General features: G+C 67.2%; 28 protein-coding genes and 1 riboswitch. Of the genes, 9 read left to right on the forward strand and 19 right to left on the reverse strand.

The features are described from left to right. Position 1: 1 nt before the first annotated feature. From VG561_RS03370 to VG561_RS03405, 8 genes are all read right to left on the reverse strand, one after another. Positions 2 to 331 carry a phage tail protein gene (locus VG561_RS03370; RefSeq protein WP_049441818.1) on the reverse strand — a complete coding sequence of 110 codons (330 nt, stop codon included), beginning with the start codon at positions 329 to 331 and terminating at the stop codon, positions 2 to 4. Beyond that, complete coding sequence (locus VG561_RS03375; protein WP_423179373.1) at positions 328 to 1,692, reverse strand: phage tail tape measure C-terminal domain-containing protein; 1,365 nt, start codon at positions 1,690 to 1,692, stop codon at positions 328 to 330. The genes VG561_RS03370 and VG561_RS03375 overlap by 4 nt, the downstream gene beginning before the upstream one ends. A 75-nt stretch (positions 1,693 to 1,767) precedes the next feature. After that, positions 1,768 to 2,067: a DUF1799 domain-containing protein gene (locus tag VG561_RS03380; protein WP_227863846.1), complete on the reverse strand. Its 300-nt coding sequence runs from the start codon at positions 2,065 to 2,067 to the stop codon at positions 1,768 to 1,770. Positions 2,068 to 2,075: 8 nt separating this feature from the next. Further along, a complete protein-coding gene (locus VG561_RS03385; protein WP_014645599.1) occupies positions 2,076 to 2,384 on the reverse strand; it encodes a phage tail assembly chaperone in 309 nt (102 codons plus the stop codon). Then, the gene (locus tag VG561_RS03390; protein ID WP_014645598.1) at positions 2,384 to 3,043 is read right to left on the reverse strand and encodes a phage tail protein; all 660 of its coding nucleotides are present in this window, start codon (positions 3,041 to 3,043) and stop codon (positions 2,384 to 2,386) included. Before VG561_RS03390 ends, VG561_RS03385 begins: the two co-directional genes overlap by 1 nt. Before the next feature lie 71 nt (positions 3,044 to 3,114). Continuing rightward, positions 3,115 to 3,471 (reverse strand): DUF3168 domain-containing protein, encoded by a 357-nt coding sequence (locus VG561_RS03395; RefSeq protein WP_262093344.1) that lies wholly within the window; start codon positions 3,469 to 3,471, stop codon positions 3,115 to 3,117. Between the two features lie 23 nt (positions 3,472 to 3,494). Continuing rightward, positions 3,495 to 3,845 (reverse strand): head-tail adaptor protein, encoded by a 351-nt coding sequence (locus tag VG561_RS03400; RefSeq protein ID WP_014645596.1) that lies wholly within the window; start codon positions 3,843 to 3,845, stop codon positions 3,495 to 3,497. Further along, entirely contained in the window at positions 3,842 to 4,354 is a 513-nt protein-coding gene (locus tag VG561_RS03405) for a head-tail connector protein (protein ID WP_014645595.1), read from the reverse strand. The genes VG561_RS03400 and VG561_RS03405 overlap by 4 nt, the downstream gene beginning before the upstream one ends. A 379-nt stretch (positions 4,355 to 4,733) precedes the next feature. Between VG561_RS03405 and VG561_RS03410 the strand changes: the two genes are divergently transcribed. Continuing rightward, on the forward strand, positions 4,734 to 5,690 hold the full coding sequence (locus VG561_RS03410) for a cation diffusion facilitator family transporter (RefSeq protein WP_014645594.1): 957 nt from the start codon (positions 4,734 to 4,736) through the stop codon (positions 5,688 to 5,690). A 111-nt stretch (positions 5,691 to 5,801) separates the two neighbouring features. Beyond that, positions 5,802 to 6,227, forward strand: a complete 426-nt coding sequence (locus VG561_RS03415; RefSeq protein ID WP_004153735.1) for an organic hydroperoxide resistance protein — start codon at positions 5,802 to 5,804, stop codon at positions 6,225 to 6,227. A gap of 219 nt (positions 6,228 to 6,446) precedes the next feature. On the opposite strand, the gene mmsB is transcribed toward VG561_RS03415, so the two are convergent. Genes mmsB through VG561_RS03440 form a run of 5 tightly spaced genes read right to left on the reverse strand, consistent with a single transcriptional unit; the run spans position 6,447 to position 11,986 of the window. Continuing rightward, positions 6,447 to 7,337 carry a 3-hydroxyisobutyrate dehydrogenase gene (mmsB, locus tag VG561_RS03420; protein WP_005407687.1) on the reverse strand — a complete coding sequence of 297 codons (891 nt, stop codon included), beginning with the start codon at positions 7,335 to 7,337 and terminating at the stop codon, positions 6,447 to 6,449. Then, entirely contained in the window at positions 7,334 to 8,509 is a 1,176-nt protein-coding gene (locus tag VG561_RS03425) for an enoyl-CoA hydratase/isomerase family protein (RefSeq protein ID WP_423179374.1), read from the reverse strand. The genes mmsB and VG561_RS03425 overlap by 4 nt, the downstream gene beginning before the upstream one ends. Beyond that, complete coding sequence (locus VG561_RS03430) at positions 8,506 to 9,303, reverse strand: enoyl-CoA hydratase (RefSeq protein WP_134808419.1); 798 nt, start codon at positions 9,301 to 9,303, stop codon at positions 8,506 to 8,508. Before VG561_RS03430 ends, VG561_RS03425 begins: the two co-directional genes overlap by 4 nt. Beyond that, on the reverse strand, positions 9,300 to 10,466 hold the full coding sequence (locus tag VG561_RS03435; RefSeq protein ID WP_014645592.1) for an acyl-CoA dehydrogenase family protein: 1,167 nt from the start codon (positions 10,464 to 10,466) through the stop codon (positions 9,300 to 9,302). Before VG561_RS03435 ends, VG561_RS03430 begins: the two co-directional genes overlap by 4 nt. 14 nt (positions 10,467 to 10,480) lie before the next feature. Further along, positions 10,481 to 11,986 (reverse strand): CoA-acylating methylmalonate-semialdehyde dehydrogenase, encoded by a 1,506-nt coding sequence (locus VG561_RS03440; protein ID WP_014645591.1) that lies wholly within the window; start codon positions 11,984 to 11,986, stop codon positions 10,481 to 10,483. Between the two features lie 115 nt (positions 11,987 to 12,101). Here VG561_RS03440 and VG561_RS03445 point away from each other — a divergent pair, with 115 nt between their 5' ends. Then, complete coding sequence (locus VG561_RS03445) at positions 12,102 to 13,469, forward strand: helix-turn-helix domain-containing protein (RefSeq protein ID WP_014645590.1); 1,368 nt, start codon at positions 12,102 to 12,104, stop codon at positions 13,467 to 13,469. A gap of 134 nt (positions 13,470 to 13,603) precedes the next feature. On the opposite strand, the gene VG561_RS03450 is transcribed toward VG561_RS03445, so the two are convergent. Further along, on the reverse strand, positions 13,604 to 15,496 hold the full coding sequence (locus VG561_RS03450; RefSeq protein ID WP_134808413.1) for a patatin-like phospholipase family protein: 1,893 nt from the start codon (positions 15,494 to 15,496) through the stop codon (positions 13,604 to 13,606). Between the two features lie 193 nt (positions 15,497 to 15,689). Between VG561_RS03450 and VG561_RS03455 the strand changes: the two genes are divergently transcribed. From VG561_RS03455 to pncA, 4 genes are all read left to right on the forward strand, one after another. Next, positions 15,690 to 16,739: a bifunctional nicotinamide-nucleotide adenylyltransferase/Nudix hydroxylase gene (locus VG561_RS03455; protein ID WP_014645588.1), complete on the forward strand. Its 1,050-nt coding sequence runs from the start codon at positions 15,690 to 15,692 to the stop codon at positions 16,737 to 16,739. Positions 16,740 to 16,803: 64 nt separating this feature from the next. Further along, positions 16,804 to 18,213, forward strand: coding sequence for a nicotinate phosphoribosyltransferase (locus VG561_RS03460; protein ID WP_423179375.1), 1,410 nt, complete (start codon positions 16,804 to 16,806; stop codon positions 18,211 to 18,213). Positions 18,214 to 18,346: 133 nt separating this feature from the next. Next, positions 18,347 to 18,576: riboswitch (cobalamin riboswitch) on the forward strand. A gap of 161 nt (positions 18,577 to 18,737) precedes the next feature. Then, positions 18,738 to 19,424, forward strand: coding sequence for an epoxyqueuosine reductase QueH (locus tag VG561_RS03465; protein WP_080281917.1), 687 nt, complete (start codon positions 18,738 to 18,740; stop codon positions 19,422 to 19,424). A gap of 55 nt (positions 19,425 to 19,479) precedes the next feature. After that, the gene (pncA, locus tag VG561_RS03470) at positions 19,480 to 20,106 is read left to right on the forward strand and encodes a bifunctional nicotinamidase/pyrazinamidase (RefSeq protein WP_032962116.1); all 627 of its coding nucleotides are present in this window, start codon (positions 19,480 to 19,482) and stop codon (positions 20,104 to 20,106) included. A 52-nt stretch (positions 20,107 to 20,158) separates the two neighbouring features. Here the strand turns inward: pncA and purU are convergent, their stop codons facing one another. Next, entirely contained in the window at positions 20,159 to 21,010 is an 852-nt protein-coding gene (purU, locus tag VG561_RS03475) for a formyltetrahydrofolate deformylase (RefSeq protein WP_414612050.1), read from the reverse strand. A 114-nt stretch (positions 21,011 to 21,124) separates the two neighbouring features. Here purU and VG561_RS03480 point away from each other — a divergent pair, with 114 nt between their 5' ends. Next, on the forward strand, positions 21,125 to 22,036 hold the full coding sequence (locus VG561_RS03480; protein ID WP_049441881.1) for a LysR family transcriptional regulator: 912 nt from the start codon (positions 21,125 to 21,127) through the stop codon (positions 22,034 to 22,036). 3 nt (positions 22,037 to 22,039) lie between these two features. Here VG561_RS03480 and VG561_RS03485 read toward each other — a convergent pair whose 3' ends face one another. The 3 genes from VG561_RS03485 to VG561_RS03495 form a co-directional block, all read right to left on the reverse strand. Next, positions 22,040 to 23,140 (reverse strand): NADH:flavin oxidoreductase/NADH oxidase, encoded by a 1,101-nt coding sequence (locus tag VG561_RS03485; protein WP_014645582.1) that lies wholly within the window; start codon positions 23,138 to 23,140, stop codon positions 22,040 to 22,042. Positions 23,141 to 23,281: 141 nt separating this feature from the next. Continuing rightward, positions 23,282 to 24,088, reverse strand: a complete 807-nt coding sequence (locus tag VG561_RS03490; protein WP_014645581.1) for an NAD-dependent protein deacetylase — start codon at positions 24,086 to 24,088, stop codon at positions 23,282 to 23,284. Between the two features lie 56 nt (positions 24,089 to 24,144). Further along, entirely contained in the window at positions 24,145 to 24,546 is a 402-nt protein-coding gene (locus tag VG561_RS03495) for an acyl-CoA thioesterase (protein WP_004153688.1), read from the reverse strand. A gap of 152 nt (positions 24,547 to 24,698) precedes the next feature. Between VG561_RS03495 and VG561_RS03500 the strand changes: the two genes are divergently transcribed. Then, complete coding sequence (locus VG561_RS03500; RefSeq protein ID WP_032956621.1) at positions 24,699 to 25,334, forward strand: LysE family translocator; 636 nt, start codon at positions 24,699 to 24,701, stop codon at positions 25,332 to 25,334. Positions 25,335 to 25,457: 123 nt separating this feature from the next. Here the strand turns inward: VG561_RS03500 and VG561_RS03505 are convergent, their stop codons facing one another. Continuing rightward, entirely contained in the window at positions 25,458 to 26,477 is a 1,020-nt protein-coding gene (locus VG561_RS03505) for a ribonucleotide-diphosphate reductase subunit beta (RefSeq protein ID WP_005420683.1), read from the reverse strand. Between the last annotated feature and the right edge of the window lie 12 nt (positions 26,478 to 26,489).

The following is a 26,489-nucleotide window of genomic DNA, read 5'->3' on the forward strand; positions in this document are numbered from 1 at the left end:
CCTACGCGTGGAAGGTCTGCTCGAAGGTGGCGGTGATGGTCGATACCTGGCCGCCGAGATGGCTGTCGGTGTAGGAATCGCACATGTACAGCCCCTGCCCCAGTGGCCCTTTCCACAGGAAGCTGCGGCCGGCATGACCATCCAGGAAGGTCACGATCTCGTTGATCGTTTTGCGGTTGCCGACGAACTGCAGCTGGTAACTGCGTGAAGTGGCGTTCAGGCCATCGGCAGCGGCCTGCGCATAGCCATCTCCGAACTTCGCGCGCTTCACGGCGGCGGTGGTGGTTCCAGTACTCTGGCTGGTTGCCGGCCAGGTGAAGGTGTCGGTCATTGCATGGCACTCCTGCTGAGCACACCACCTGCCTTCAGGTCACGACTCTGCAGCTCGCGGTACTTGCGTTCCACGAACTGGCCGATCTCGTTGCCGAACTGCTGCAGCATGCTTTCGTTGGTGGTGACTTCCTTGCCACCGTTGTTGTCGATGCGGATGCTGACTCCCACTCCGCCGCCACCGCCGCCACCGTGCGCGGCCACACCCAGGCGGCCGTCCGGCCCGCGCCGCAGCGGCATGATCGCTTCCGGTCCCGCTTCGCCGAACACGCCGGCGCCCTTGGCGAAGGCGAACAGCTGCGGAGTGTTGTAGACACCGCCGGAATAGGCCGACAGGCTCGGCGACTGGTAGACGCCACCGTTGGCGTTGGCCTCCACCCCCGTGCCATATCCGAACAGGCCCGCGATCTTTTTGACGCCCCAGACGATTGCCTGTTGGATGGCGATCATCTTGAGATCGGCGATGATCGACTTGGCCAGATCCTTGTAGTTGGACTTGCCCGTCTTCACGAAGCTCTGCAGTGCCGCCTCTGCGCCGGTGAACGCCTTGGAAAAGGCATCCTGGGTGAACTTGGCGGAGTTCTCGGTCTTTTCCATGTACTCGCCGAGCGCGCTGCCGAAGCCCTTGCGGAACCCCGAAAGTCCTGTGGTGCCCTTGGTGTCCTTGGCGTCCTTGGTTTCGCCCGCCTTGGCATCACCGACCTTGGCGTCCTTGGCAGTCGCCACGCCTGCAGCCACCGCCGCCGCGTCCGTCGCTGCATCCTTGGGCGTCAGGTCGACCCCCATCAAGCCGGCGATCTTCCTCGCCCCCCAGACCAGTGCCTGCTGTGCGGCGATCATCTTGAGGTCGGACAGGATGGACTGGGCCAGTTCCTTGTACTTGGACTTGCCGGTGGTCACGAAGCTCCTCAACGCTTCGTCGGCGCCGGTGAATGCTTTGTCGAAGGCTTTCTTGGCAGCCGTGGCGGTGTTTTCGGTCTTGCCGATATAGTCGCCGAGCGCGCCACCCAGGCCCTTGCGGATGCCTGCCAGGCCCTTGTCGTCCTGTTGGGCCTTCTCTTCCTTCCTTGCAGCCTTGCCGGTGTCCGCGCCCGCTGCGGTTGTTCCTGCCTTCGCCGCCGCCTGCAGCTGCGTGTTCAGGGCGGTCAGCTGCGTGGACAGTGCGGTGACCAATGATGCGCTGGTGGTCAGCACGGCATTGAAGGCCTGCTGCACCGTGTTGATCTTCTCCAGCTGCCGCTGGAACTCCTGTGTGGTGCCGGTCATCTCGGTCATGCCGCGCCTTGCTGCCTGCATGGCCGTTTCCAATGCGTTGCTGGCCTCCACGGTGGTCCGTGTGCTGCCAGGCGATGTAGTGCTCATTGAGTGTTCCTCGGGAGAGTCGGCTCCGCTTCGGCGGAGCCGGGATCGGCCATCGGCATTGCCGCGATGGCCGGCTCATTCCTGTTGCATCTGCTCCAAGGCAGCGCGTTCGATGATGCGGATGGCCGCCATCACCTCGTCATGCTGGTCGCCGTCGAGCGCTTCGCGCTCCAGCTCCCGGTAGACCACGTTGTAATCCAGCCCGATCGGGCCACCTGCGCCGACGCGCCACTGGGTGGCAACCCGCGAAAAAAGTTCGATGGGAAGCACGCACTCCGGCCACAGCTCGACCTGCGGTGGTGGAAAGTGCTTTGCCTTCAATCCAAGCTTCATCAGCTCGGACTCGGTGGGGGCCCGCCAGTACAGGGCCCCCACCGCCTCGATCAGTTTCCCTTGCGTGCGACCTGCAGGGCCTGGGTGTAGCCACCGATGATGGCGCCATCCAGGCCGGCCTGCTGCTGCAGCGCCAGCTCGACGCCGGCGGTGTCCAGCGCCACATCGGCATCCCAGTCCACCACGATGTCCAGGATGGCCTGGGCCACGCTCAACGTGTCATCGCCCAGACGCTCCAGCAGGCTGGCGTAGTCGGCTACCGACAGGTGCCGGTAGGTCAGGTTGAGCTTCTGCTCGCGGCCGTGACCGACGATGGTCAGGGTGCTCTTGAAGCTCTCCGGCGCCTTGACCTGGAACATCAGGCGCCCTCGACCAGGATGGAGTCTGCCAGCGCGGTGAAGGTCGCGGTGGTGCCCATCGGGGTGTTGGCGGCCATGGTCGGGTCGCCGTTGTAGCTCAGGTAGCCGTACCAGTACAGCACGTCGCCACCGACCAGCTTGGCCCGCAGGATCACCGGCTCGCCCTTGGCGTCAGCGTTCTTCAGTGCCGAATACCACGGCTTCTTCGGATCGTAGAACAGCGGCAGGGTGATGGTCTTGGCGTTCTTGAAGGTCGGCATCTGAACCTGGCGACCGGTCGGGTCTTCGAGCAGCGTGCCGCTCCAGTACTGCTGCTCGCCACCGGCGGTGGTCGGGTCGCCCTGCTGGTCCAGGTCGACGAAGGCGCCCGCCTTGCGCAGTACACCGGCACCGCTGGTGCCGGGGAACAGCACGGTATCGGTGGTGTCGATGCCCAGCAGTTCAACGCTGCCGGTGGCTTCAGCACCGGCGCGGGTGGCGCGGTTGTTCAGGGCCGGCCAGCCCGGCAGTTCAATGACCACCACATCGCCGGTGTCGACGCTGTTGGCGGCAACGCTGGCCAGCGCCGGCGCAGCCTTGGAGATCGCGCTGGTGGCGATCGCGGTGGAGACGACCGGTGCGAAGCCGAACTGGGTGCCCTTGGGAAGCTTGAGTGCCATGGTGTATTTCCTCGTTGGATAAAAAAAAGCCCGGCGAATGCCGGGCTGGGGTGTTGCACGGGTGATGCGGTTTACGGGTCGACGTACCACAGGCCGAAATCGAGCCGCGCGCCGTACTTGTGCAGCATCGGCTCATGCACGGCGATTGCAGCGCCGAACGATTCGGCGGTCGGCAATCCTGCGCATACCTGATCCTCGATGTTGCGGATCAGGGTGTTGGCCTGGGCGCGGCTGTCTGCCCAGACGGTCAGCTGCACGCGAGCGTGCTTCTGTTCGGGAATGGAACCTTCGTTGAACCACACGGACTGTCCACCCATCTGCTGGTAGACGGCACACGGATAGATGACCGGTTCCGGCGGAAGGTTGGGATACAGCCGGCCCTGCAGCAGCGGGGCCAGCAGCGCGTGCAGCTGTGCTTCGTAACTCATCGCGGTGTCCTGGTTGGCGTCGCTCAGGCGATGCCTGAAGACTGTTCGGTGAACAGCACCGTGGTCTGGCGCCGGCTGAAGTCGGGCGCAACGCCGGTGATGTTGAAAACACGACCGTCATGCACGATGCGCATGCCGGCCTGGATGCCTGCCTGTCGTGCGGCTGCCAATCGGACATGGAAGCGCTGCCGCCGGATCGTTGCCGGCAGGCGGCTTTCCAGCGTCAGCCGCTGCACGCTGTCTGCGCGGTCGGCGATGATGGCGGCCCACAGTTCTGCCACCGGCTGCCAGGCGTCCAGCGGCTGCCCCCACGCATCGAGCTGGCCGTCCTGGCGCTCGATGCGGATGCGGCGATTGAAGTGGCCGGCGTTCATGGCGTTGCTGCCGATCGGTACGGATCAAGCAGCGCGGCCACGCCGAACGGCAGCTCCATTGCGATGGCAGCGGCGCCTGCCGGTGCATCGAACGTCTGCGCGGAGACGACCACGGCTTCGCGATGGGCGTACAGGTGGCCCAGCAACAGGCGCACCGCTGCACGGATGCTGTCGTTGACCGGCATGCCCTGCAGCAGGCGCGCACTGCGCGCGGTCGCCACGGCCAGGCGGCGATCGGCCACATCACGCATGGCCTTGGCCTTGGCCGCGTTGGTCTCGGCATTGGCGGCGGCAACCGCGGCTTCATGCCCGGTCACCGCCGCCGCCATGTCCTGCGGCAGCTGGTCCAGCGCCTGGTCCAGCGCGGCCTGGTCGGCGTACAGCTCGCGGCCCAGGTAGGCCGCGGCTGCGTCGCTGGCTGCGGCCAGCAGGTCACCCAGGATGGCGTCGTCAAAATCGCCGTCGATACGGCAGTGCGCGCGGCACTGCTCAAGGGTCAGCAGGGGCATCGAATCCTCCTTCGTTGATGGATGTGGAGTGCCCCGATCCTGCGCGCACGGCGGCGCCCCACACGATCACCAGGACGGCGCGGGAAAGGCAGGATCGGGGCGGAAAAACAGAACGGCTGCGACGGGGACGTCAGGGCCGGTGGCGGTGACCTCGCAGCGCGCGACGGCGCAAACGAAAGAAGCCCCCGGGGTCACCGGAGGCTTCTATGTCATCGTGGTACAAACGATACGCTTCGGGTGTGCACCCGTCAATCCGCAAACGGTTACCAGTCTGGTGACTTTTCCTGGCGCTGTGCGGGCGTGGTCATGGCGACGTGCCGCAGGCTGGATAGAATGGCAACGCGCTGCTTCCGCAGCCCATTTCCCGCTGGATTCCCGCATGCCTGCCAACACCGAACGCTTCTTCGATGCGCGTACCGAACAAGGCGTGCTGCGCCTGTCCATCGCAGGCTCATTGCTGCTGGCTGCCGCTGCGGTGGTATTTGGTCTTCTGGCCAATTCCTCGCTGATCATCTTCGATGGCATCTACGGCCTGATCGATGTGGTGATGACGTGGCTGTCACTGCTGGTCGCGCGTCTGATCGCACTGTCCACCAGCACCGACGCGCTGCAGTCGCGGCTCAACCAGCGCTTCACCATGGGCTTCTGGCACCTGGAGCCCATCGTGCTGGGGGTGAGCGGCACGCTGATGATCGGCGCGGCACTGTATGCGCTGGTCAATGCGGTGGATGCGCTGATGTCCGGCGGCCGCCACATCGCACTCGGCCCAGCCATCGCCTTCGCCGGGTTGTCGATCATCGGCGAAGGTGCGCTGGCCTGGTTCGTGCTGCGCGCCAACCGCCGCATCGGTTCGGAGTTCATCGCGCTGGACGCGAAGAACTGGGTGATCGCCGCCAGCATGTCGGCCTGCTACCTGCTGGCATTCCTTGGCGGCGTACTGGTGCGCGGCACCTCGCTGGCCTGGGTCGGGCCGTACATCGACCCGGCCATCCTTGCCTTCGTCTGCGTGCTGGTGATGATCGCCCCGCTCGGGACGGTGCGCCGGGCGCTGGCCGGCATCCTGCTGGTCACCCCGCCGGAACTGCAGGCGCACGTGGACGCGGTGGCACGCGCGATCGTGGCCAAGCATGGCTTCGTCGAGCATCGCAGCTACGTCGCCCAGGTGGGGCGTGGCGAGCAGATCGAGTTGTTCTTCGTGGTACGCGAGGACGACCCGCCGCGGCCCCTGCTGGAATGGGACCAGCTGCGCGACGAGATCGGCGATGCGCTGGGCGAGGCCTCGCCGGACCGCTGGCTGACCATCATGTTCACCACCGACCGCGAGTGGACAATCTAGGCCAGCAGGACGATCAATCAAGTTTTTCGTACGGACTGCAACCCAGCGTACGCAGAAACCGGGCAAAGTAGGCTCCAACGCAACTCCCACCCACTGACCAGGAGCATCCCGATGTCCATCGAAAAGGTTCTGTATACCGCCCAGGCCACCTCCACCGGCGGCCGTGAAGGCCGTTCCGTCTCGTCCGACAACGTGCTGGACATCCAGCTGTCGACCCCGCGCGAGCTGGGTGGCGCCGGCGGCCCGGGCACCAACCCGGAACAGCTGTTCGCCGCTGGCTACTCGGCCTGCTTCCTGGGCGCGCTGAAGTTCGTGGCCGGCCAGGCCAAGGTCGCGCTGCCGGCCGACACCACCGTCACCGGCAAGGTCGGCATCGGCCAGATCCCGACCGGCTTCGGCATCGAGGCCGAGCTGACCATCAACGTGCCGGGCGTGCCGCGCGAGCAGGTGGAAGAACTGGTGCAGAAGGCGCACATCGTGTGCCCGTACTCCAACGCCACCCGCGGCAACATTGATGTAACGCTGATCGTTGCCTAATGCGGCGCCGGGGTCGGATCCCTTTGCCACCGGCAAAGGGCTCTGACCCCATCCCAGGCCCGCACGGCTATATGGGGTCAGAGCCCGTTCGCGTTGCGAAAGGGATCCGACCCCCAAAAAAATGGGCGGATGCCGGTCGAAACCGAACATCCGCCCATCCCACCTCCGTTGTCCCGCACGGGGGCATGAGGTTGCCGGCCAGCGGCCGGCACTACCAGGTCACTTCTCGCTGGTGATGAGCTGCACGACGCTGGAGAAATCCAGCTTGCCGCGGCCGGCCTGGTGGTTCATCGAGTAGAGATTGCGGGCCACTTCGCCCAGCGGAATCGAAGCGCCGACACTCATCGCCGCTTCCACCGCCAGGCCCATGTCCTTCAGCATCAGATCGCTGCCGAAGCCACCGCTGTAGCCACGCGAGGCCGGCGCATTCTCCAGCACGCCCGGCCACGGGTTGCACACTTCGGTGGCCCAGCTGCGGCCGGTGCTGACCGCCATCATCTGCGACAGCACCTTGGGGTCCAGCCCGTGCGCCACGCCCAGTGCGATGGCTTCACCGGTCACCGCCATGATCACGCCCAGCGCCATGTTGTTGCACAGCTTGGCGACCTGGCCAGCGCCGCTGGCGCCGACGTGGAAGATGTTCTTGCCCATCGCCTGCAGCACCGGGCGTGCGCGTTCCAGCGCGTCTTCCTCGCCGCCGACGATGAAGGTCAGGGTGCCGGCCTGGGCGCCGGCGGTACCGCCGGACACCGGCGCGTCGATCATCTGCAGGCCACGCGCGGCGGCCGCTTCCGAGACCTTGCGGGCACTGGCCGGGGCGATCGTGCTGCAGTCGATGACCAGTGCACCGGCCGGGATCGCGGCAAGAATGCCGTCGTCGCCCAGGTACACGCCTTCGACATGACGGCTGGCCGGCAGCATCGAGATCACCACTTCGGCATCGGCCAGGGTGTCGCGCGCCGACGATGCAGCGCTGGCGCCGGCGTCGACAGCGGCCTGCACCGCGGCCGGAACCAGATCGAACACGCGCACGCTGTGGCCGTTCTTGACCAGATTGGCGGCCATCGGGCCACCCATGTTGCCCAACCCGATGAATGCAATGCGGCTCATGCAAGGCTCCTTTCAACAAGGGGAGTGCCCAGGTCGGCCAGCGGATGCGCGGCGTCGGCCCAGGGGGAAGCGAAGAAGGTGTCTGCCCACGCGCCGGTGGCCTCGGCCAGGGTGGCCGGGTTCCACTGCGGATTGCGGTCCTTGTCGACCAGCAGCGCGCGGATGCCTTCGGCGAAATCACCATGGGCGGCGCAATGCAGGGCGACGATGTACTCCAGGCGGTAGATCGCGGCCAGGTCCTGGCCGGCACTGCGGCGCTGCAGTTCGTACGCCAACCGTGCCGAACCCGGTGCACCGGCAGCAAGGGTCTTCTGAGCCGCCTGCAACCAGGCGTCGTCGGTCTGCAGGCCGGCAATGCGCGCCACGATGGCTTCAAGGTCATCGCCTTCGCACAACGCATCGACCTGCGCCGCGTGGGCCAGCAGTGGACCGGTGGCGGCATCGCTGGCATGCGACTGCAGCAGATGGGTCAGGCGTTCGTGGTTGTGTGCGGTGTCATTGGACCAGGCCACCTGCAGCAGCGCATCGAACACTGCGCTGCGGCGTTCTTCGGCCACGTGCACGTCGGCCAGGCCGGCGTAGATGGCATCGCCCGGGTTGAGCAGTGCGCCGGTCAGGGCCAGGAACAGGCCACCCTCGCCCGGCACGCGCGGCAGCAGCCAACTGCCACCGACATCAGGGAACAGGCCGACGGTGATTTCCGGGAAGGCCAGCTTGGAGCGTTCGCTGACCACACGGTGGCTGGCGCCGGACATCAGGCCGATGCCGCCGCCCATCACGATGCCGTGGCCCCAGCACAGGATCGGCTTGGTGTAGGTATGGATGAGGTAATCGACGCGGTATTCGACGTCGAAGAACTCGGCGGCATAGCCGTTCTGGCGGATGTCGCTGTGGCCGGCCTCACGGAAGGCGACCATGGCCTTGTACAGGCTGTGCAGGTCGCCACCAGCACAGAACGCCTTTTCGCCGGCGCCCTGCAGCACCACCATGGCGATGCCATCGTCGTCGGCCCAGGCGTTGAGCTGCTTCAGCAGCAGGTGCGCCATCGGCAGCGAGAAACCGTTGAGCGTACGCGGCGCATTGAGCGTGGCGATGCCGATGCGCGTGCCGTTGCCAGCCACGCGCTCTTCGAACAGCACCGGTGCGTCGTCGGCAGCGGTATCCGTGCTCATGCGTTCTTCCACTGCGCGGCGCGCTTTTCCAGGAAGGCAGTCACGCCCTCGACCTGGTCGGCGGTGTCGAACAGGTCGACGAAGGCTTCGCGCTCGGCCACCAGCGCCGAGGCGTGGGTGCCGGTGCGGGTGGACTGCACCAGGGTCTTGCAGGCGGCGATGCTGGTCGGGCTCTGCTTGCCGGCCTTCTTCGCCCATTCCAGCGCCAGCGCCTTGGCTTCGCCCTTGCCGACCTTTTCTTCGGCCAGGCCAATGCGCAGCGCGGTCTCGGCATTGATGCGCTCACCCAGCAGGATCATGCGCTTGGCCCAGCCCTCGCCAACCAGGCGCGGCAGGTTCTGGGTACCGCCGGCACACGGCAGCAGGCCGACGGTGGCCTCCGGCAGCGCGACCTGGGCATGGTCTTCAATGATGCGCAGGTCGCAGGCAAGCGCGCACTCCAGGCCACCGCCCATGGCGTAGCCGTTGATCGCGGCGATCGACACGCCGCGGAAACCGGACAGCGCTTCGAAGGCCTCACCGAAGCGGCGCGCGGCCTCACGTGCAGCGGCCTTGTCGCCGGAGGCGAACTGGTTGAGGTCGGCACCGGCGGAGAAGAATTTCTCGCCATCACCGGTGATCACCAGCGCGTAGATGTCGCGGTCTGCGTTGAGCGCGCCGACCAGGTCGCGCAGCGCCGACAGGCTGTGCACGGTCCAGGTATGCGCAGGCGGGTTGTTCATGGTGACCACGGCGGTGTGGCCATCCACCTCCACCTTCAGGCCCACGTGCTCCTGGGTACGCCAATCCTTCATCGCAGTTCCTCTTCGGTGTTGAGCAGGTGACGGGCAACGATCACCCGCATGATCTCGTTGGTGCCTTCCAGGATCTGGTGCACGCGGCAGTCACGCAGCAGGCGCTCGATCGGGTATTCGCGGATGTAGCCGTAGCCCCCGTGGATCTGCAGCGCTTCATTGCAGACGTTGAAACCGGCATCGGTGGCGAAGCGCTTGGCCATCGCGCACCACACGTTGGCATCGCTGGCACCGGCATCGAGCTTGCGTGCCGCGGTGTGCACCATCTGCCGTGCAGCCACCAGCTGGGTGACCATGTCGGCCAGCTTGAACTGCAGCGCCTGGAACTCGGCCAGCGCCTTGCCGAACTGGCGGCGCTCGCCCATGTAGCGGCGCGCAGCATCCAGTGCACCCTGTGCGGCACCCAGCGAGCAGGCGGCGATGTTGATGCGGCCGCCGTCCAGCCCCTTCATGGCCAGCTTGAAGCCGCCGCCTTCCTCTCCCAGAAGGTGGCTGACCGGCACGCGGACGTTCTCGAAGGTGATGCCACGGGTGGGCTGGCTGTTCCAGCCCATCTTCTCTTCCTTGCGGCCGAAGCTGATGCCCGGCAGGTCCGCCGGCACCGCAATGGCGCTGACACCGCCGGCACCGGCACCGCCGGTACGCGCCATCACCACCAGCAGCTCGGTGGCACCGGCGCCGGAAATGAAGGCCTTGGAGCCGTTCAGCACGTAGAAGTCGCCATCGCGCACGGCGGTGGTCTTCAGCGACGCCGCATCGGAACCCGCACCCGGTTCGGTCAGGCAGTACGAGGCCAGCTTGCTGCCCGAGGACAGGTCGGTGCCCCACGCATCGCGCAGGGCCGGCTGGCCCCACCTGGACACCATCCACGAGGCCATGTTGTGGATGCTGATGTACGCAGCGGTCGACGGATCGACGTTGGCGAGCTCCTCGATGACGACGGCGGCGTCCAGTCGGCTCAGGCCGCTGCCGCCCACTTCCGGGTCCATGTACAGACCGCAGAAGCCCAGTTCACCGGCCTTGGCGATCGCCTCGCGCGGAAAGATGCCCTCCGCATCCCATCGCGCGGCGTGCGGCGCCAGTTCGGCCTGTGCGAAGTCGCGCGCCGCCTCGCGGTACGCCTGCTGCGCTTCTTCCAGTTCCGTCGTCATCGAGTGGCTCATGGCTGCTCCTGCCGTTACTTCAGGCTGATCGTGGTGTTGACGCCGTGGCTCAGCGTCTCGTCATCGAACCAGCGCGCGGTGACCGTCTTGGTCTGGGTGTAGAACAGCACCACCTGCTTGCCATACGGGCCCAGGTCACCCAGCTTGGAGGCGCGCGAACCGGTGAACGAGAACAGCGGCACCGGCACCGGGATCGGCACGTTGATGCCGACCTGGCCGACGTCGATGTCTTCCTGGAACTTGCGCGCGGCAGCGCCGGACTGGGTGAACAGTGCGGTGCCGTTGCCGTTCGGGTTGCTGTTGACCATCGCGATGGCCTCTTCCAGCGTTTCCGCTTCGAGGATGACCAGCACCGGCCCGAAGATTTCTTCCTGGTAGATGCGCATGTCGGTGGTGACACCGGCAAAGATGGTCGGGCCAACGAAGTTGCCCTTCTCGAAGCCATCGACCTGCGGCTTGCGGCCATCGAGCACCAGCTTGGCGCCCTGCTCCACGCCCGAGGCGATCAGGCCTTCCACGCGCTCGCGGGCGCTGCAGGAGATGACCGGGCCGACGTCGGTACCGGACACGGTGCCGGCGCTGACCTTCAGGGTCTGGGCCTTGGCCACCAGGTCCTGCACCCAGTTGCGCGCTTCACCGACCAGCACCAGCGTGGAAGCCGCCATGCAGCGCTGGCCAGCGGCACCGAAGGCGGCACCGACCATTGCGTTGAGGGTCTGTTCCTTGTTGGCGTCCGGCAGCACCACGGCGTGGTTCTTGGCGCCCATCATGCACTGCACGCGCTTGCCGGCCAGCGAGGCGCGGTTGTAGACGTGTGTGCCGACGCGGGTGGACCCGACGAACGACACGGCCTTGATGTCCGGGTGGTCGCAGATCGCGTTGACCACTTCCTCGCCGCCGTGGACGACGTTCAGCACGCCCTTGGGAATGCCGGCTTCCAGGGCAAGCTCGACCAGGCGCATGGTGACCATCGGGTCCTGCTCGGACGGCTTGAGGATGAAGGTGTTGCCCGTTGCAATCGCCATCGGGAACATCCACAGCGGAATCATCGCCGGGAAGTTGAACGGGGTGATGCCAGCGCACACGCCCAGCGGCTGCATGATCGTGTAGGTGTCCACGCCATTGGCCACGTTGTTGGCCAGCTCGCCCAGCTGCAGGTTGCCGATGGCGGCGGCGTGCTCGACCACTTCCAGGCCGCGGAACACATCACCTTCGGCGTCCGGCAGGGTCTTGCCCTGTTCGGCGGTGAGGATGTGGGCCAGCTCACTCATGTTTTCGCGGATCAGCTGCTGGTACTTCAGGAAGATGCGCGCGCGGGTGCCGATCGGGGTCTTGCGCCAGGTCTTGAAGGCTTCCTTGGCGGCGGCGACGGCGGCGTCCACTTCGCCGGTGGTGGCGAACGGCACCTGGGCCAGCACGTCCTGGGTGGCCGGATTGATCACGTCCTGCCAGTGGGAAGTGGCCGATTCAACGAACTGGCCATCGATCAGCATGCGGATACGGGGCGCTGCAACAGTCATGACGACAATCCCACAGGGTGCGAAAGATGCTTGGCATTATTCACAGCACCCGGCTCGATTTCCGGGCTGAATCCGCTTAATCTGGCCAACACCCCCCACGATTCCTGTTAATTCTGTGAATTATTCAGCTCCCCAGCGACAACTCGGCCTGCGCCTGCTGCGGCTGCGCGAGCAGCGCGGCTACAGCCAGGCCGATCTGGCGCGTGCGCTGGGGCTGTCGGCCAGCTACCTGAACCAGATCGAGCGCAACAAGCGCCCACTGACACCGGCGGTGCAGAAGAAGCTGGGAGAGGTGCTGGGCGACGTTTCCTCGCTGTTCGATGACGATGAGCCCGCCGCCCTGCAGGAGGCGCTGGGCGAAACCCTGCGCGACCTGGGCCTGGCCGAGGTCAGCGCGACCGAACTGCGCGCCCTGGCCGGCAACCTGCCGCAGGTCAGCCGCGCGCTGTTGGACCTGCACCGTCGTCACCTGGCGCTGCGCGAGCACGCGGCCGCACTGGAGTTCCAGCTGGGCGAGCCCGGCGCCGGCAGCACCCTGCCCGCCGGTGACCAGGTGCGCGAGTTCTTCAACCGCATGCACAACCACATTCCCGAGCTGGACGAGCTGGCCGAGCAGCTGTTCGCCGAATGGGGGCTGTCGCCCGGGCATGTGGCACCGCGGCTGCGCCAGCTGCTGGCCGACCGCCATGGCGTGCTGGTGGAAGTGGCCGCACTGCAGGCCGGGCGCGAAAAGCGGCACTACGATGCCGGTGCGCGGCGGCTGTGGCTGCCCGATTACCTGGAGCCCGGACAGCAGGCGTTCCAGATGGCGGCCGAGCTGGCCCTGCACGGCTACCTGCCGCAGATCGATGCGGTGGTGGCGCGCGCCGGGTTCACCGATGAGGCACGCATCGCGCAGGCGCGGATCGGTCTCTCCAACTATTTCGCCGGTGCGCTGGTGATGCCGTACATGCGCTTCCTGCGTGCAGCCGAAACCAGCAGCTACGACATCGAACTGCTGGCGCACCAGTTCGGCGTCGGCTTCGAAGCGGTCTGCCACCGGCTGAGCACGCTGGCACGGCGCAGCGCGCCCGGCCTGCCGTTCTTCTTCATCCGCGTGGATCGGGCGGGCAACGTCTCAAAGCGCCATTCGGCCACCGATTTCCACTTCTCGCAGGTGGGTGGATCGTGCCCGCTGTGGATCGTCTACGAGGCGTTCAACCAACCCGGGCGCATCCTCACCCAGACCGCGCGCATGCCCGATGGCCGCCGCCATTTCTGGCTGGCGCGGCAGGTCAGCAGTGGCCCGGTCGGCCATGGCCAACCGCGCAAGACCTTCGCGGTGGCGCTGGGCTGCGACCTGCAGCATGCCGAACGCCTGGTGTATTCACTGGGGCTGGATGTGCAGAGCCCGGGCAATTCGGTATCGATCGGCCCGGGGTGCCGGGTGTGCCCGCGCGAGGACTGCATGCAGCGCGCGTTCGCGCAGTTGCCGGGGCGATAGGGCGGGTTTGGCAGGGCCGCGCCCTGCACCCGTGGTAGCGCCGGCCGCTGGCCGGCAAGAGCAGCAACCACTGCGGGGTCAGATCCGTTTTCCTGCGGAAACGGATCTGACCCCGATTCGACCGCAGGATCGGGTCAGTAGATCGGCGTGACCTTCATCTGCGGCAGCGGACGCGGTGCGCCGTCGGTAAGGTCCGGGCCGAGGTCCTCCCAGGTGCGGCCCTGCTCGACCATCAAGCCCCACAACTGCTGCGAGGCCAGCCGTTTGTCTTCCGAGCCCAGCTTGTACGACGGTGGCGTCGGCTGACCGCTGGCGACCATCGCGTACGCCGCGCGGTAGGCCAGCACCTGCTGCGCCGGATCATCGGTGCGCGCCACTTCCAGCGTGTAGCGCTGGTAGGCCGAGGCCAGGTTGCGCCAGCGGATCCAGTAGTGGTTCTCGAACGAGAACGAACAGAAGCGCGCACCGGCCAGGCTGCCCTTGTCGGCGATGCGGGAGAGTACCTCCTGCGGCATGTCCAGGTTCATGCCGCCTTCGTCGCCCTGCAGGCTGACGTGCACGATGCGGTCGCGGTAGCCCGGTGCGCGCGCCTGCAGCAGGTCGCGCCAGTTCTGCATGGTCGCCACCACCGCGAACAGGAAACGACCCAGCTCGGCTGCGGCCAGTGGCGTGGCGATGGACTGGTAATGCCGTTGCCAGCCGTGGCGGTTTTCGGTGGGCAGGAACACCGCATGTTCCAGCGCCTGGCGGCCACCGCTGCCCTGGCTCACCGCTTCGGCGTGCTGTGGATAGACCAGGTTGATGGCGAAGGTCGGCCAGCGCGGCAGGGCGGCGTCGAACAGATGGATCGGGAAGTTGCTGCTGATGCCGCCATCGGAGAACCAGCAGATGCGGAAGGCGGTGATCACCGGGCCGCAGGTCTGCCCGGCACTGGTCAGCCCTTCCATGCTGTCGGCAACGTTGTGCTCCTGGTCGGCCGCAGGGGCGGTCGGTTCGCAGCGTCGTTCGCGGCGTGAGGGTTCATGCAGCGGCACCGCGCTGATCAGCAGCGGGAAGCTCAGGCTCATGCGCGTGGCCACCAGCACCGGCAGCTTCGGGCCCTGTGGCAGGTGGTAGTACTGCCGCCCTTCCACCTCCAGCGGCGGGCCGGCCTGGCTCACCAGCCACTGCACCACGCTGGCGGGGAACAGCTGCTCGAACTCCTCGCGCAGGAACCAGAACTGCGCACCGCCCAGCGGCAGCGTGCGCGGCTCATTGTGTGAGATGCAGGTGGTGATCATCTGCAGGCTGATCGCATGCGGGCTGTCCGGCTCACCGGCGTAGCGCGGCGCATCGTGCAGGTCGGCGAAGGTCAACGGTGCATCCAGCGGCTTGCCCGACAGCTGCTGCAGGCATTCATGCAACCACTCGGTCAGCGCCGGCCTGCGTGGATCGCGGCTGAGGCCGCTGCACAGGCCCAGCAGGTTGCGACGCGCCACCCGCGCGACCCGCAGCGCGGCACCGGCCACACCCGCACCGTAGGCGCACAGCAGTGATGGCAGCAGCGTGGCGGCCACGCCGCCCCAGCCACCGCCCCACCAGCCCAGGCCGAGCAGCAGCGCCAGCGACACCAGCACTTCCAGCGGCGCGATCTCGAATACCGCAACGGCCAGGCACAGCAGTTTGTGCGGCAGGCGGGCATTGCCGGTCAGCACCACCAGCAGCCGATAGGCCGCGCGCGCGCCGCGCGCCGGCTGGAACAGGCTGTAGATGAAGCCGCGCCGCGACAGCTGTGCCGACACCGCCGACAGCCCGCCATAGCCGGCGTCGCCAGCCAGTTGCTCGCCGGCCTGCTGGCGGCGATCGCCGCAGGCCGCTGCAGCCGCCACCGCTGCCGCAATGGCGCCGGCTGAAGTGCCGCCGATGCTCTTGAAGCGATACTCGCGGGCCAGCGCCAGTACCGCATTGGGGTACACGATGCCGCTGGTGATGCCGCCTTTCATGACCAGATCGCAGTACTTGTCCGCCACTGTCTTGCCCCCGAGCATGCCGTCCGCCGCGTGGGTTGCAGTATGGCGCAGGGGCTTCTCAGGGCCTGAGAACAACGGCGCAGTCCGCGCACGCAATGCGCCGTTCAGCAGAAAGCACGGCTGCAGGCTTGACCCGCCCCGCCATCGGCGTAGCATCTGCAGCAAGCCAAGGGACAGACCCGCGGCTGCCACAACGACATGAGGGATTCTCATGGAATTCGACTATCTCGTCTTCATCGGGCGATTCGAGCCCTTCCACAACGGCCACGCCGCCGTTGCCCGCCTGGCCCTGAGCCGGGCCCGCAAGCTGATCTTCCTGGTCGGCTCTGCCGATACCCCCCGCAGCCTGCGCAATCCCTGGACCGTGGCCGAACGCGCCGTGATGATCCAGGCGGCCCTCGACGGCCACACCGACCGTCTGCTGATCCGCCCGCTGCGTGACCACCTGTACAACGAAGCACAATGGATCGCCAACGTGCAGCGCCAGGTGGCTGACGCCCTGCGCAACGACGGTGCCGCCGCCGATGCCAGGGTGGGCCTGATCGGCATGGACAAGGATGCGTCCAGCTACTACCTGCGCGAGTTCCCGCAGTGGCCGCTGGTGGACGTGCAGCACACCGCCACCCTGTCGGCCACCGAGCTGCGGCGCTACCTGTTCGAGGCCGGCGACGTCGACTTCCACGGCGCGCTGCTGATGCTGCGTGGCAATGTGCCGGCGCCGGTGTACGACATGCTCGAAGCGTTCCGCAAAAGCGCGCCTGCGTATGGCCAGCTGGTGGCCGAGTACCGCTTCATCGAACAGTACAAGGCCGCCTGGAAGGATGCGCCCTACGCGCCCACCTTCGTCACCACCGATGCGGTGGTGGTGCATTCGGGCCACGTGCTGCTGGTGCGTCGCCGCTCGGAACCCGGCAAGGGGCTGTGGGCATTGCCCGGCGGCTTCGTCGGCCAGGAACAGAGCCTGCTCGACAGCTGCCTGCGCGAACTGCGCGAGGAAACCCGCCTGAAGATTCCGTTGCCGGTGTTGAAGGGGTCGCTGAAGGGCCAGCAGGTGTTCGACCACCCGGACCGCAGCCAGCGTGGCCGCACCATCACCCACGGTTTCCACTTCGAGTTTCCGGCCGGCGAGCTGCCGCCGGTGCGCGGTGGCGACGATGCCGACAAGGCACGCTGGATACCGGTGAGTGAAGCACTGGACATGGGCCCGCAGCTGTTCGAAGACCACCTGCACATCCTGGAGTACTTCCTCGGCCGCGGCTGACCGGCCCGGCTTTCCCACTGGCGGATAGACCGCCGGTGCCACCCGACGCGAAGGAGCTTCCGTCATGCACTACCTCGATAATCTTCTCCTCAACACCGACAGCTACAAGGCCAGCCATTGGCTGCAGTACCCGCCGGGTACCGATGCCACGTTCTTCTACGTCGAATCACGTGGCGGCCTGCACGATCGCACGGTGTTCTTCGGCCTGCAGGCGATCCTCAAGGACGCGCTGGCACGACCGGTCACCCACGCCGACATCGACGACGCTGCTGCGGTATTCGCCGCGCATGGCGAACCGTTCAACGAGGCCGGCTGGCGCGATATCGTCGACCGGCTTGGCGGCCACCTGCCGGTGCGCATCCGCGCCGTGCCCGAGGGCAGCGTGGTGCCCACCCACCAGGCACTGATGACCATCGAGTCGACCGATCCGGCTGCGTTCTGGGTGCCGTCGTACCTGGAAACGCTGCTGCTGCGCGTGTGGTATCCGGTCACCGTGGCCACCATCAGCTGGCACGCACGGCAGACCATTGCCGCGTTCCTGCAGCAGACCAGCGACGACCCGCAGGGGCAGCTACCGTTCAAGCTGCACGACTTCGGCGCGCGCGGTGTATCGAGCCTGGAATCGGCCGCGCTGGGCGGTGCCGCACACCTGGTCAACTTCCTCGGCACCGATACCGTATCGGCGCTGTGCCTGGCGCGCGCGCACTATCACGCGCCGATGGCCGGCTATTCGATTCCCGCCGCCGAGCACAGCACCATCACCAGCTGGGGCCGCGAGCGCGAGGTGGACGCCTACCGCAACATGCTGCGCCAGTTCGGCACGCCCGGTGCGATCGTGGCGGTGGTATCGGACAGCTATGACATCTACCGCGCCATCAGCGAGCACTGGGGTACCACCCTGCGCGATGAAGTGATCGCCTCGGGCGCCACCCTGGTCATCCGCCCGGACTCGGGCGACCCGGTGGAGGTGGTGGCCGAAAGCCTGCGCCGGCTGGATGAAGCCTTCGGCCACACCCTCAACAGCAAGGGCTACCGCGTGCTCAACCACGTGCGGGTGATCCAGGGCGATGGCATCAACCCGGATACCATCCGCACCATCCTGCAACGCATCACCGACGACGGCTACGCCGCCGACAACGTGGCCTTCGGCATGGGTGGTGCGCTGCTGCAGCGGCTGGACCGCGATACGCAGAAGTTCGCACTGAAGTGCTCGGCGGCGCGGGTGGACGGCGGGTGGATTGACGTCTACAAGGATCCGGTCACCGACGCCGGCAAGGCCAGCAAGCGTGGCCGCATGCGCCTGCTGCGCCGCCTGGACGATGGCAGCCTGCATACGGTGCCACTGCCGGCCAACGGCGACGACACCCTGCCGGACGGCTTCGAGGACGCAATGGTGACCGTGTGGGAGAACGGCCGCCTGCTGCACGACCAGCGGCTGGACGACATCCGCACGCGGGCGGCCGTGGGGCATTGAAGGTGCATCCCGACCGGGGTCAGAGCCCGCTGCGTGGCAGCGGGATCCGACCCCTTCCTTCCGCTGGGGTCGGATCCCGTTGCAGCGTAGCGGGTTCTGACCCCTGCGCTCTTGACCGGCGCCACCAACAGGTCCACCTTGCACACGCCGAAGGTATCCCTCCCATCGCTGCGGCGCGGGGAGGGATTTAAACGGGAATCCGGTGAAGGCGCCTCGCGCGTCCATTCCGGAGCTGCCCCGCAGCGGTGAATGGAAACGAATCCTGCCAACAGCACTGGGCTCGCGCCTGGGAAGCGGCGGGTAGTAGGTGGGCTGCGGCCCGTGTCCATCAGCCCGAATACCGGCCCCGGCCGGGGGACACGACCGTCCCCTGACTCGACCTGGAATCTCCGCGGGGAGGTTGCCGGGGCCGTCGTCGTCCTGCGCGTGCAGGCGGTGTGGCCGCGCGCGTCCTGTTCACGGTATCCGGCCAGACCCGTTCACCCACGCGCTGATGCATGGGCCACCGCCGTTGCCGACGGTCCATGCGGTACCTGACGATGACCGAGCTCCAACGCCCCACCCTGACCCTGCCCGCCGACGGCAAGCGCCTGCTGCTGCATTCGTGCTGCGCGCCCTGTTCCGGCGAAGTGATGGAGGCGATCACCGCCTCCGGGATCGACTACGCGATCTTCTTCTACAACCCCAACATCCACCCGGTGAAGGAGTACGAGCTGCGCAAGCAGGAGAACATCCGCTTCGCCGAGCAGCACGGCATTCCCTTCATCGACTGCGACTACGACACCGACAACTGGTTCAGCCGTGCACGCGGCATGGAAAACGAGCCTGAACGCGGCATCCGCTGCACGATGTGCTTCGACATGCGCTTCGAGCGCACTGCGCTGTACGCGCACGAGCACGGTTACGACACCATCAGTTCGTCGCTGGGCATCTCGCGCTGGAAGAACATGGCGCAGATCAACGACTGCGGGATCCGTGCGGCGTCGCGCTATGAAGGCCTGCAGTACTGGGACTACAACTGGCGCAAGGGCGGCGGCGCCAGCCGCATGATCGAGATCAGCAAGCGCGAGCAGTTCTACCAGCAGGAATACTGCGGCTGCGTGTACTCGCTTCGCGATGCCAACCGCCATCGCCGCGAGAATGGCCGCGAGCGGATCAGGATCGGCCTGCTGTACTACGGGCAGGACGCTGGGACGCCACAGGGCGATTGACGTGCAGGCATGGGGCGGCCACGCTGGTCGCCCCTTCTGTTGTAGCGGACCTGCCATGACCGCCCTGCCCGCCGATGTCGCCCTGCTGGTGATCGACCTGCAGCCGGACTTCATGCCCGGTGGCGCCTTGGCCTGCGACCAGGGCGATGCGCTGGTGGCACCGATCGCCGATCTGTTGGCGCAGCGCCGCTACCGCACCGTGGTGGCGACCCAGGACTGGCACCCGGCCGACCATGCCTCGTTCGCCAGCCAGCACCCCGGCCAACGCCCCTTCGAGACCATCCTGCTGCACGCGCAGCCGCAGACGCTGTGGCCGGACCACTGCGTGCAGGGCAGCGCCGGTGCCGCGCTGCACCCGGGCGTGGACTGGACCGTGGCCGACCTGATCCTGCGCAAGGGGACGCGCCAACAGGTGGATTCGTACAGCGCCTTCCGCGAGAACCACGGCCCCGATGGCGAGCGCCCGGCCACCGGCCTGGCCGGCTGGCTGCACGAGCGCCGCATCCGCGAAGTGCACGTGTGCGGCCTGGCCCGCGACTACTGCGTGCTGTGGAGCGCGCAGGATGCGGTGAAGTCCGGCTTCCGGGTGAAGTTCCTGTGGGAGCTGACCCGGCCGGTGACCGAAGCCAACGACGCGATGGTGCGCGAGGCGCTGGGCAAGGCGGGAATCGCGACCGCCTGACCCACAACGGTAGTGCCGGGCCATGCCCGGCGGACCTGGAAGGGGCAGCACGTTACCGGAACACCACCGTGCGATGCCCGTTGAGCAGGATGCGGTGCTCCACATGGCGGCGCACGGCGCGTGCCAGCACCAGCGATTCGGTATCGCTGCCCAGCCGCACCAGTTCGCGCGGTGCCATCGCATGGTCAACGCGGGCCACGTCCTGTTCGATGATCGGTCCTTCGTCCAGATCCTCGGTGACGTAGTGCGCGGTGGCGCCGATGATCTTGACCCCGCGCGCGTGTGCCTGGTGGTACGGCTGCGCGCCCTTGAAGCTGGGCAGGAAGCTGTGGTGGATGTTGATCGCACGCCCGGCCAGCGCGCGGCACAGCGCGGGTGACAGGATCTGCATGTAGCGTGCCAGCACCACCAGGTCGATGCGCTCGCGCTCGACCAGGTCGATGATCTGCTGCTCCTGCACCGCACGCGTATCGGCGGTCACCGGCAGGTGGTGGAACGGTACCTGGTAGGACGCGGCCAATGGCGCGAAGTCGGCGTGGTTGGAGGCCACCGCGGCAATGTCGACCTTCAGCTGGCCGCTGTGGGCGCGGAACAGCAGGTCGTTGAGGCAGTGCCCCTGCTTGCTGACCAGCACCAGCAGGCGTGCCCGGCGGCGGCCATCATGCAGCTGCCAGTCCATGCCGAAGCCTTCGGCAAGCGTGGCCATCGCGGCGTGCACGGTCTCCAGCGGCAGGCCGGCGTCAAGGTCGAAATGCACGCGCAGGAAGAAGCGGCCGCTTTCCTCATCGCCGAACTGCTGGGCGTCGAGGATGTTGCAGCCGTGGTCGAACAGCAGGCCGGACACGCGGTAGACGATGCCGGTACGGTCGGGGCAGGACAGGGTGAGGATGGAATCGGGGCGCATCGCCACAGTGTAGGGCAGCTTCCTGCCCAGCAGCCGGATGATCACCGATGCAACCGAACCGCTTGGTTCAGTCCCAAGCGATACTTGGCCATCACCGTGGCAAGCTGGTCGGTCATGAACCTGTTGCAACTGATCCGCAGCTTCACCCGCACCGCAGAGACCGGCAGCATTGCCGCCGCGGCCCGCATCCTTGGCATCAGCGCCACCGCAGTCGGCCAGAACATCAACCGGCTGGAAGCGCATCTGGGCGTACGGCTGCTGAACCGGAGTACGCGCCAGCTGGCGCTCAGCGAGGCCGGCGCGCTGTACCTGGCGCAGGTCCGCCACATCGAGGCCGACCTGGCGCGCGCGCAGGCGATGGTCACCTCCGGTGATATCGAACCGGCCGGGCCGCTGCGCATCGCCAGCAGCAGCGCGTTCGGCCGCCACGTGCTGGCCCCGTTGCTGCCGTCACTGCAGCAACGCTACCCGCAGCTGCAGCTGGAACTGCGGCTGACCGACCGCGCCGTGCAGCATGGTCCAGAGGCGGTGGATGCCAGCATCCGCATCGGCGCGCAGCTGGAAGACGGCGTGGTCGCACGGCAGCTGGCACGCGTGCCGTTCGTGTTCTGCGCCTCGCCGGCCTACCTGAAGGCCCATGGCACCCCGCAGGAACCATCGGATCTGGGCAGCCATCGCGGGCTGCTGCACCGCTTCCCCACCGATGGCCGGCCGTTGCGCTGGGGCCTGCTGAAGGACGGCCAGCGTGTGGACGCCGTGCTACCGCCGAGCATGGTCTGCGATGACATCGATGCGCTGGCGTCGCTGGCGGCGGCCGGTGCCGGCATCACGCGATTGGCTGCGTTCGTGGCCGAGCCCTACCTGCGCGATGGACGCCTGCAGGCCGTGTTCGGCGCCGACAGCACGTGGCGTCCGGAGCCGATGGAGGTCTATTTCTGCGTCAGCGATCGCCGCGACTTCACCGCCAAGATCCGCGCGCTGTTCGAGCACCTGCGGGCCGGCATGGCGCCGGCCTGGCGGGTGTGAGCCTCAGCGCGCCTTGAACACGCCGCGCGCATCGCGCGGCTCGCAGCGCAGGTACTGCGGCGCCGGTTCCACGCTGTCGCGCAATGCGGCGGCGGCATGCCACGGCCAGCGCGGGTCGTAGAGGATGCCGCGCGCCAGGGCCACGGCATCGGCGTGGCGATGGCGCAGGATCGATTCGGCCTGCTCCGGTTCGGTGATCATGCCCACGGCGATCACCGGCATGCGCACCTTGGCCTTGATCGCCGCCGCGAACGGCACCTGGTAACCGGGGCCGACGGTGATCTTCTGGCGCTCGTCCAGGCCGCCACTGGAGACATGCAGGAAATTGCAGCCGCGCGCGTCCAGCACCTGGGCCAGTGCTTCGCTCTGCACCAGGTCCCAGCCACCCTCGACCCAGTCGCTGGCGGAAATGCGCACGCCCACGGCGACCTTGTCGGACACCGCCGCGCGTACCGCGTCGAACACTTCCACCAGCAGGCGCAGGCGGTTCGGCAGCGACCCACCGTAACCATCGGTGCGGCGGTTGCTCAGCGGCGACAGGAACTGGTGCAGCAGGTAACCGTGCGCGGCATGCAGCTCGATCAGCTCGAAGCCCAGGCGCTCGGCGCGCACCGCACTGGCAGCGAAGGCGGCGATGACCTCGGCGATGCCGGCTTCGTCCAGTTCCTGCGGTGCCGGATCGGCGGCATGGAACGGCAGCGGCGACGGCGCCACGGTGGCCCAGCCACGCGCATCGCCGGCCGGCAACTGGCCACCCCCGTCCCACGGGCGGGCGGTGGATGCCTTGCGGCCGGCATGGCCCAGCTGGATGCCCAGCGGCATCGGCGACCAGCGGCGGACGCTGGCCAGCACCTGTGCCAGCGCGGCCTCGGTGCCGTCATCCCACAGGCCCAGGTCGGCCCAGCTGATGCGGCCGCGCGGCTCGACCGCGGTGGCTTCCAGGATCAACAGGCCGGCGCCGGACTGCGCCAGGTTGCCCAGGTGCATGGCGTGCCAGTCGCTGGCGCGGCCGTCTTCGGCGGAGTACTGGCACATCGGCGCGATGACGATGCGGTTGGACAGGGTCAGGGGGCCGAACGAGATCGGCGAAAACAGCTGGCTCAAGGGGGTGATGAACGACGTAGGGGGTGTGTATTGCACCGCTGCGCGGCTTCTGGATCAACCGTCTGGATGGATCGCTGTTTCGCAGCCGATCATGCCGCCGAGCGCCGAACAGCCCCTTGTAGAGCCGAGCCGACGCTCGGCTCAGCCCGCCACCCAACCGGACAAGGCTTCAGCGCAGTCCCGCTCATCCTTGAACAACAGCAGGTCGTCGGCACGGGTGCGGCCGCGGTTCAGCGCCGCCACCGGCAATCCTGCCTTCGCCGCCGCCTGCACGAAGCGGAAGCCGGAATAGACCATCAGTGACGAGCCCACCACCAGCACCGCATCGGCCTGCTGCAGATGATCGTGCACCGCCGCCACCCGCTCGCGCGGCACGTTCTCGCCGAAGAACACCACGTCCGGCTTCAGCACGCCGCCGCAGTGCGGGCAATCGGGCACCACGAATGTGGAGAAATCGGTCTCCAGGTCGGCATCACCGTCGGGGGCGATGCCGGCCTCCAGCGCGTCCCAGCCGGGATTGGCGTCCAGCAGCCGCTGCTGGAAATCCTCGCGGCCACTGCGGCGCTCGCAGCCCATGCAGCGCACCAGATCCAGGCGGCCATGCAGGTCGATCACGTTGCGGCTGCCGGCGCGCTGGTGCAGGCCGTCCACGTTCTGGGTCAACAGCACCTGCAGCTTGCCGCGGCTTTCCAGGGCGGCCAGGGCCTGGTGGGTGCCGTTGGGCCGGGCCAGGCCGAAGCGCGGCCAGCCCAGCAGGCTGCGCGCCCAGTAACGCTGGCGGGTGGTCGCCTCGCCCATGAAGGCCTGGTAGGTCACCGGCGGCGTGCGTTTCCACTGGCCGTCGGCGTCCCGGTAATCGGGTATGCCCGAGGCGGTGCTGCAACCCGCGCCGGTCAGCACGAACAGGCGCTCGGCGCGGTCGATGAAGTCGGTCAGTGGCGGGGTCATGGCTGCCAGATGGGGGCGCCGCAGCGCCCCCGCAAGCACCGGTTCAGCCGCTGGTCTCAGGCGGCCGGCAGCGGCGGCACCGCGATCGGGTGGCCTTCCTCGTCCAGCGCGATCATCACGAAGTGGCCGCGGGTGCACAGCTTGCGCTCGCCGCTGTGCAGGTCTTCGGCGACCAGTTCCACCTCGACCTTCATCGAGCTGCGGCCGACTTCGACGATGCGGCCGATGGTTTCCACCATCTGGCCGATGCGGATCGGCAGCTTGAAGTCGACCTGGTCGCTGCGCGCGGTCACCACGGTGCGGCGCGAATAGCGGGCGGCGGCCAGAAACGCGGCCTTGTCCATCCATGCCAATGCCTGGCCACCGAACAGGGTGCCCAGGTGGTTGGTGTGGTTGGGGAAGACGATTTCAGCCATGCGCACTTCGGTGGGCGGCACGGTCTCGGGGATCGGGGTCATGGGGGTGCTTCGGTGTGGGGTGCTGCGGATTCTAAGCGACCGGCGTGATGGCCATCGGCATGCACGTGCAACGGTCACCCGGCAGCGGTGCCTGCGCAGGCCGCGCCTGCGGCAGGCGTTACACTGCGCCACGCCCACTGCCAGGACTGCCCATGCCCGCCACTTCCGACCTGCTGGCCTTCGCGCTGGTTTCGCTGGCCATGGTGCTCACGCCCGGGCCGAACATGATCTACGTCATCTCGCGCTCGATCTGCCAGGGGCCGATGGCTGGCCTGATCTCGCTGGGCGGGGTGGCGCTGGGCTTTGTGTTCTACATGCTGTGCGCGGCACTGGGCATCACCGCCCTGCTGATGACCGTGCCGTTCGCCTACGACGCGCTGCGCATCGGCGGAGCGCTGTACCTGCTGTACCTGGCCTGGCAGGCGCTCAGGCCCGGCGGCCGTTCGCCGTTCGCGGTGCGTGACCTGCCGCAGGACAGCCCGCGCAAGCTGTTCACGATGGGCTTCCTGACCAATCTGCTGAACCCGAAGGTGGCGGTGATGTACCTGTCGCTGCTGCCGCAGTTCCTGCACCCGGACGGCGAAGGCAGCGTGCTGATGCAGTCGATCGTGCTGGGCTCCACCCAGATCCTGGTCAGCGTCAGCGTGAACGGCATGATCGCGCTGACCGCCGGCAGCATCGCCGGCTTCCTGGCCGCGCGCCCCACCTGGCAGATGGTGCAGCGCTGGCTGATGGGCACGGTGCTGGCCGGGCTGGCGGTGCGCATGGCGGTGGAAGGGCGGCGCTGATTGTAGAGTCGAGCCATGCTCGACTTTCTTGCGAGCAGCAGTCGAGCATGGCTCGACGCTACGGAAACAAGAAACCCCGGCATTGGCCGGGGTTCTTCGTTGCGGCAGGCCTGGCCGGTTCGATCAGAAGTTCATGTCGAAGGCGACTTCGCCCTGAACGCCGACCTGGTAGGCCGAGACGCGGCGTTCGAAGAAGTTGGTCAGCTCCTGCACGTCCTGCAGTTCCATGAACGGCAGCGGGTTGCGCACGTTGTACTTCTTTTCCATGCCCAGCTTGGCGAAGTGCTGGTCGGCGCAGTGCTGCAGGTACTGGCGCATGTCGCGGGTCGAGATGCCGGCCACGCCGCCGGACAGCACGTCCTCGGCGAACTGCACTTCGCATTCGATGGCTTCGGCCAGCATGTCGTAGACCTGCTGCTTCATCTCGTCGTCGAACAGGTCCGGCTCTTCCTCACGCACCACGCGCACCGACTCGAACGCAAACTCCATGTGCGCGCTCTCGTCGCGGAACACCCAGTTGGTGCCCGAGGCCAGGCCCGGCAGCAGGCCGCGCGAACGGAAGTAGTACACGTAGGCGAACGCAGCGAAGAAGAACAGGCCTTCGATGCAGGCGGCAAAGCAGATCTGGTTGAGCAGGAACTGGCGGCGCTGTTCGCGGGTCTCGATGCGGGTCAGGTCTTGGATCGAGTCGATCCACTTGAAGCAGAAATCGGCCTTCTTCTTGATCGAGTCGATGTTCTCCACCGCCGAGAACGCCTTGGCGCGCTCTTCCGGATCCGGCAGGTAGTTGTCCAGCAGGGTCAGGTAGAACTGCACGTGCAGTGCTTCCTCATACAGCTGGCGCGACAGGTACATGCGCGCTTCGGGCGCATTCAAGTGCTGGTACAGGTTCAGCACCAGGTTGTTGGACACGATCGAATCGCCGGTGGCGAAGAACGCGACCAGGCGGTGGATCAGGTGGCGCTCACCCGGCGACATCTTGCTGTGCAGGTCGGTGATGTCGATCTGGAAGTTGATCTCTTCCACCGTCCAGGTGTTCTTGATCGCATTCCGGTACATGTCATAGAACTGTGGGTAGCGCATCGGGCGCAGGGTCAGTTCAAAACCGGGATCGAGCAGCATCTGCTTGGGCTTGTCGGCCATGGGTGTTTCCTT

It is taken from the genome of Stenotrophomonas sp. CASM110, assembly GCF_049384345.1.
GTDB classification, from domain to species: domain Bacteria; phylum Pseudomonadota; class Gammaproteobacteria; order Xanthomonadales; family Xanthomonadaceae; genus Stenotrophomonas; species Stenotrophomonas muris.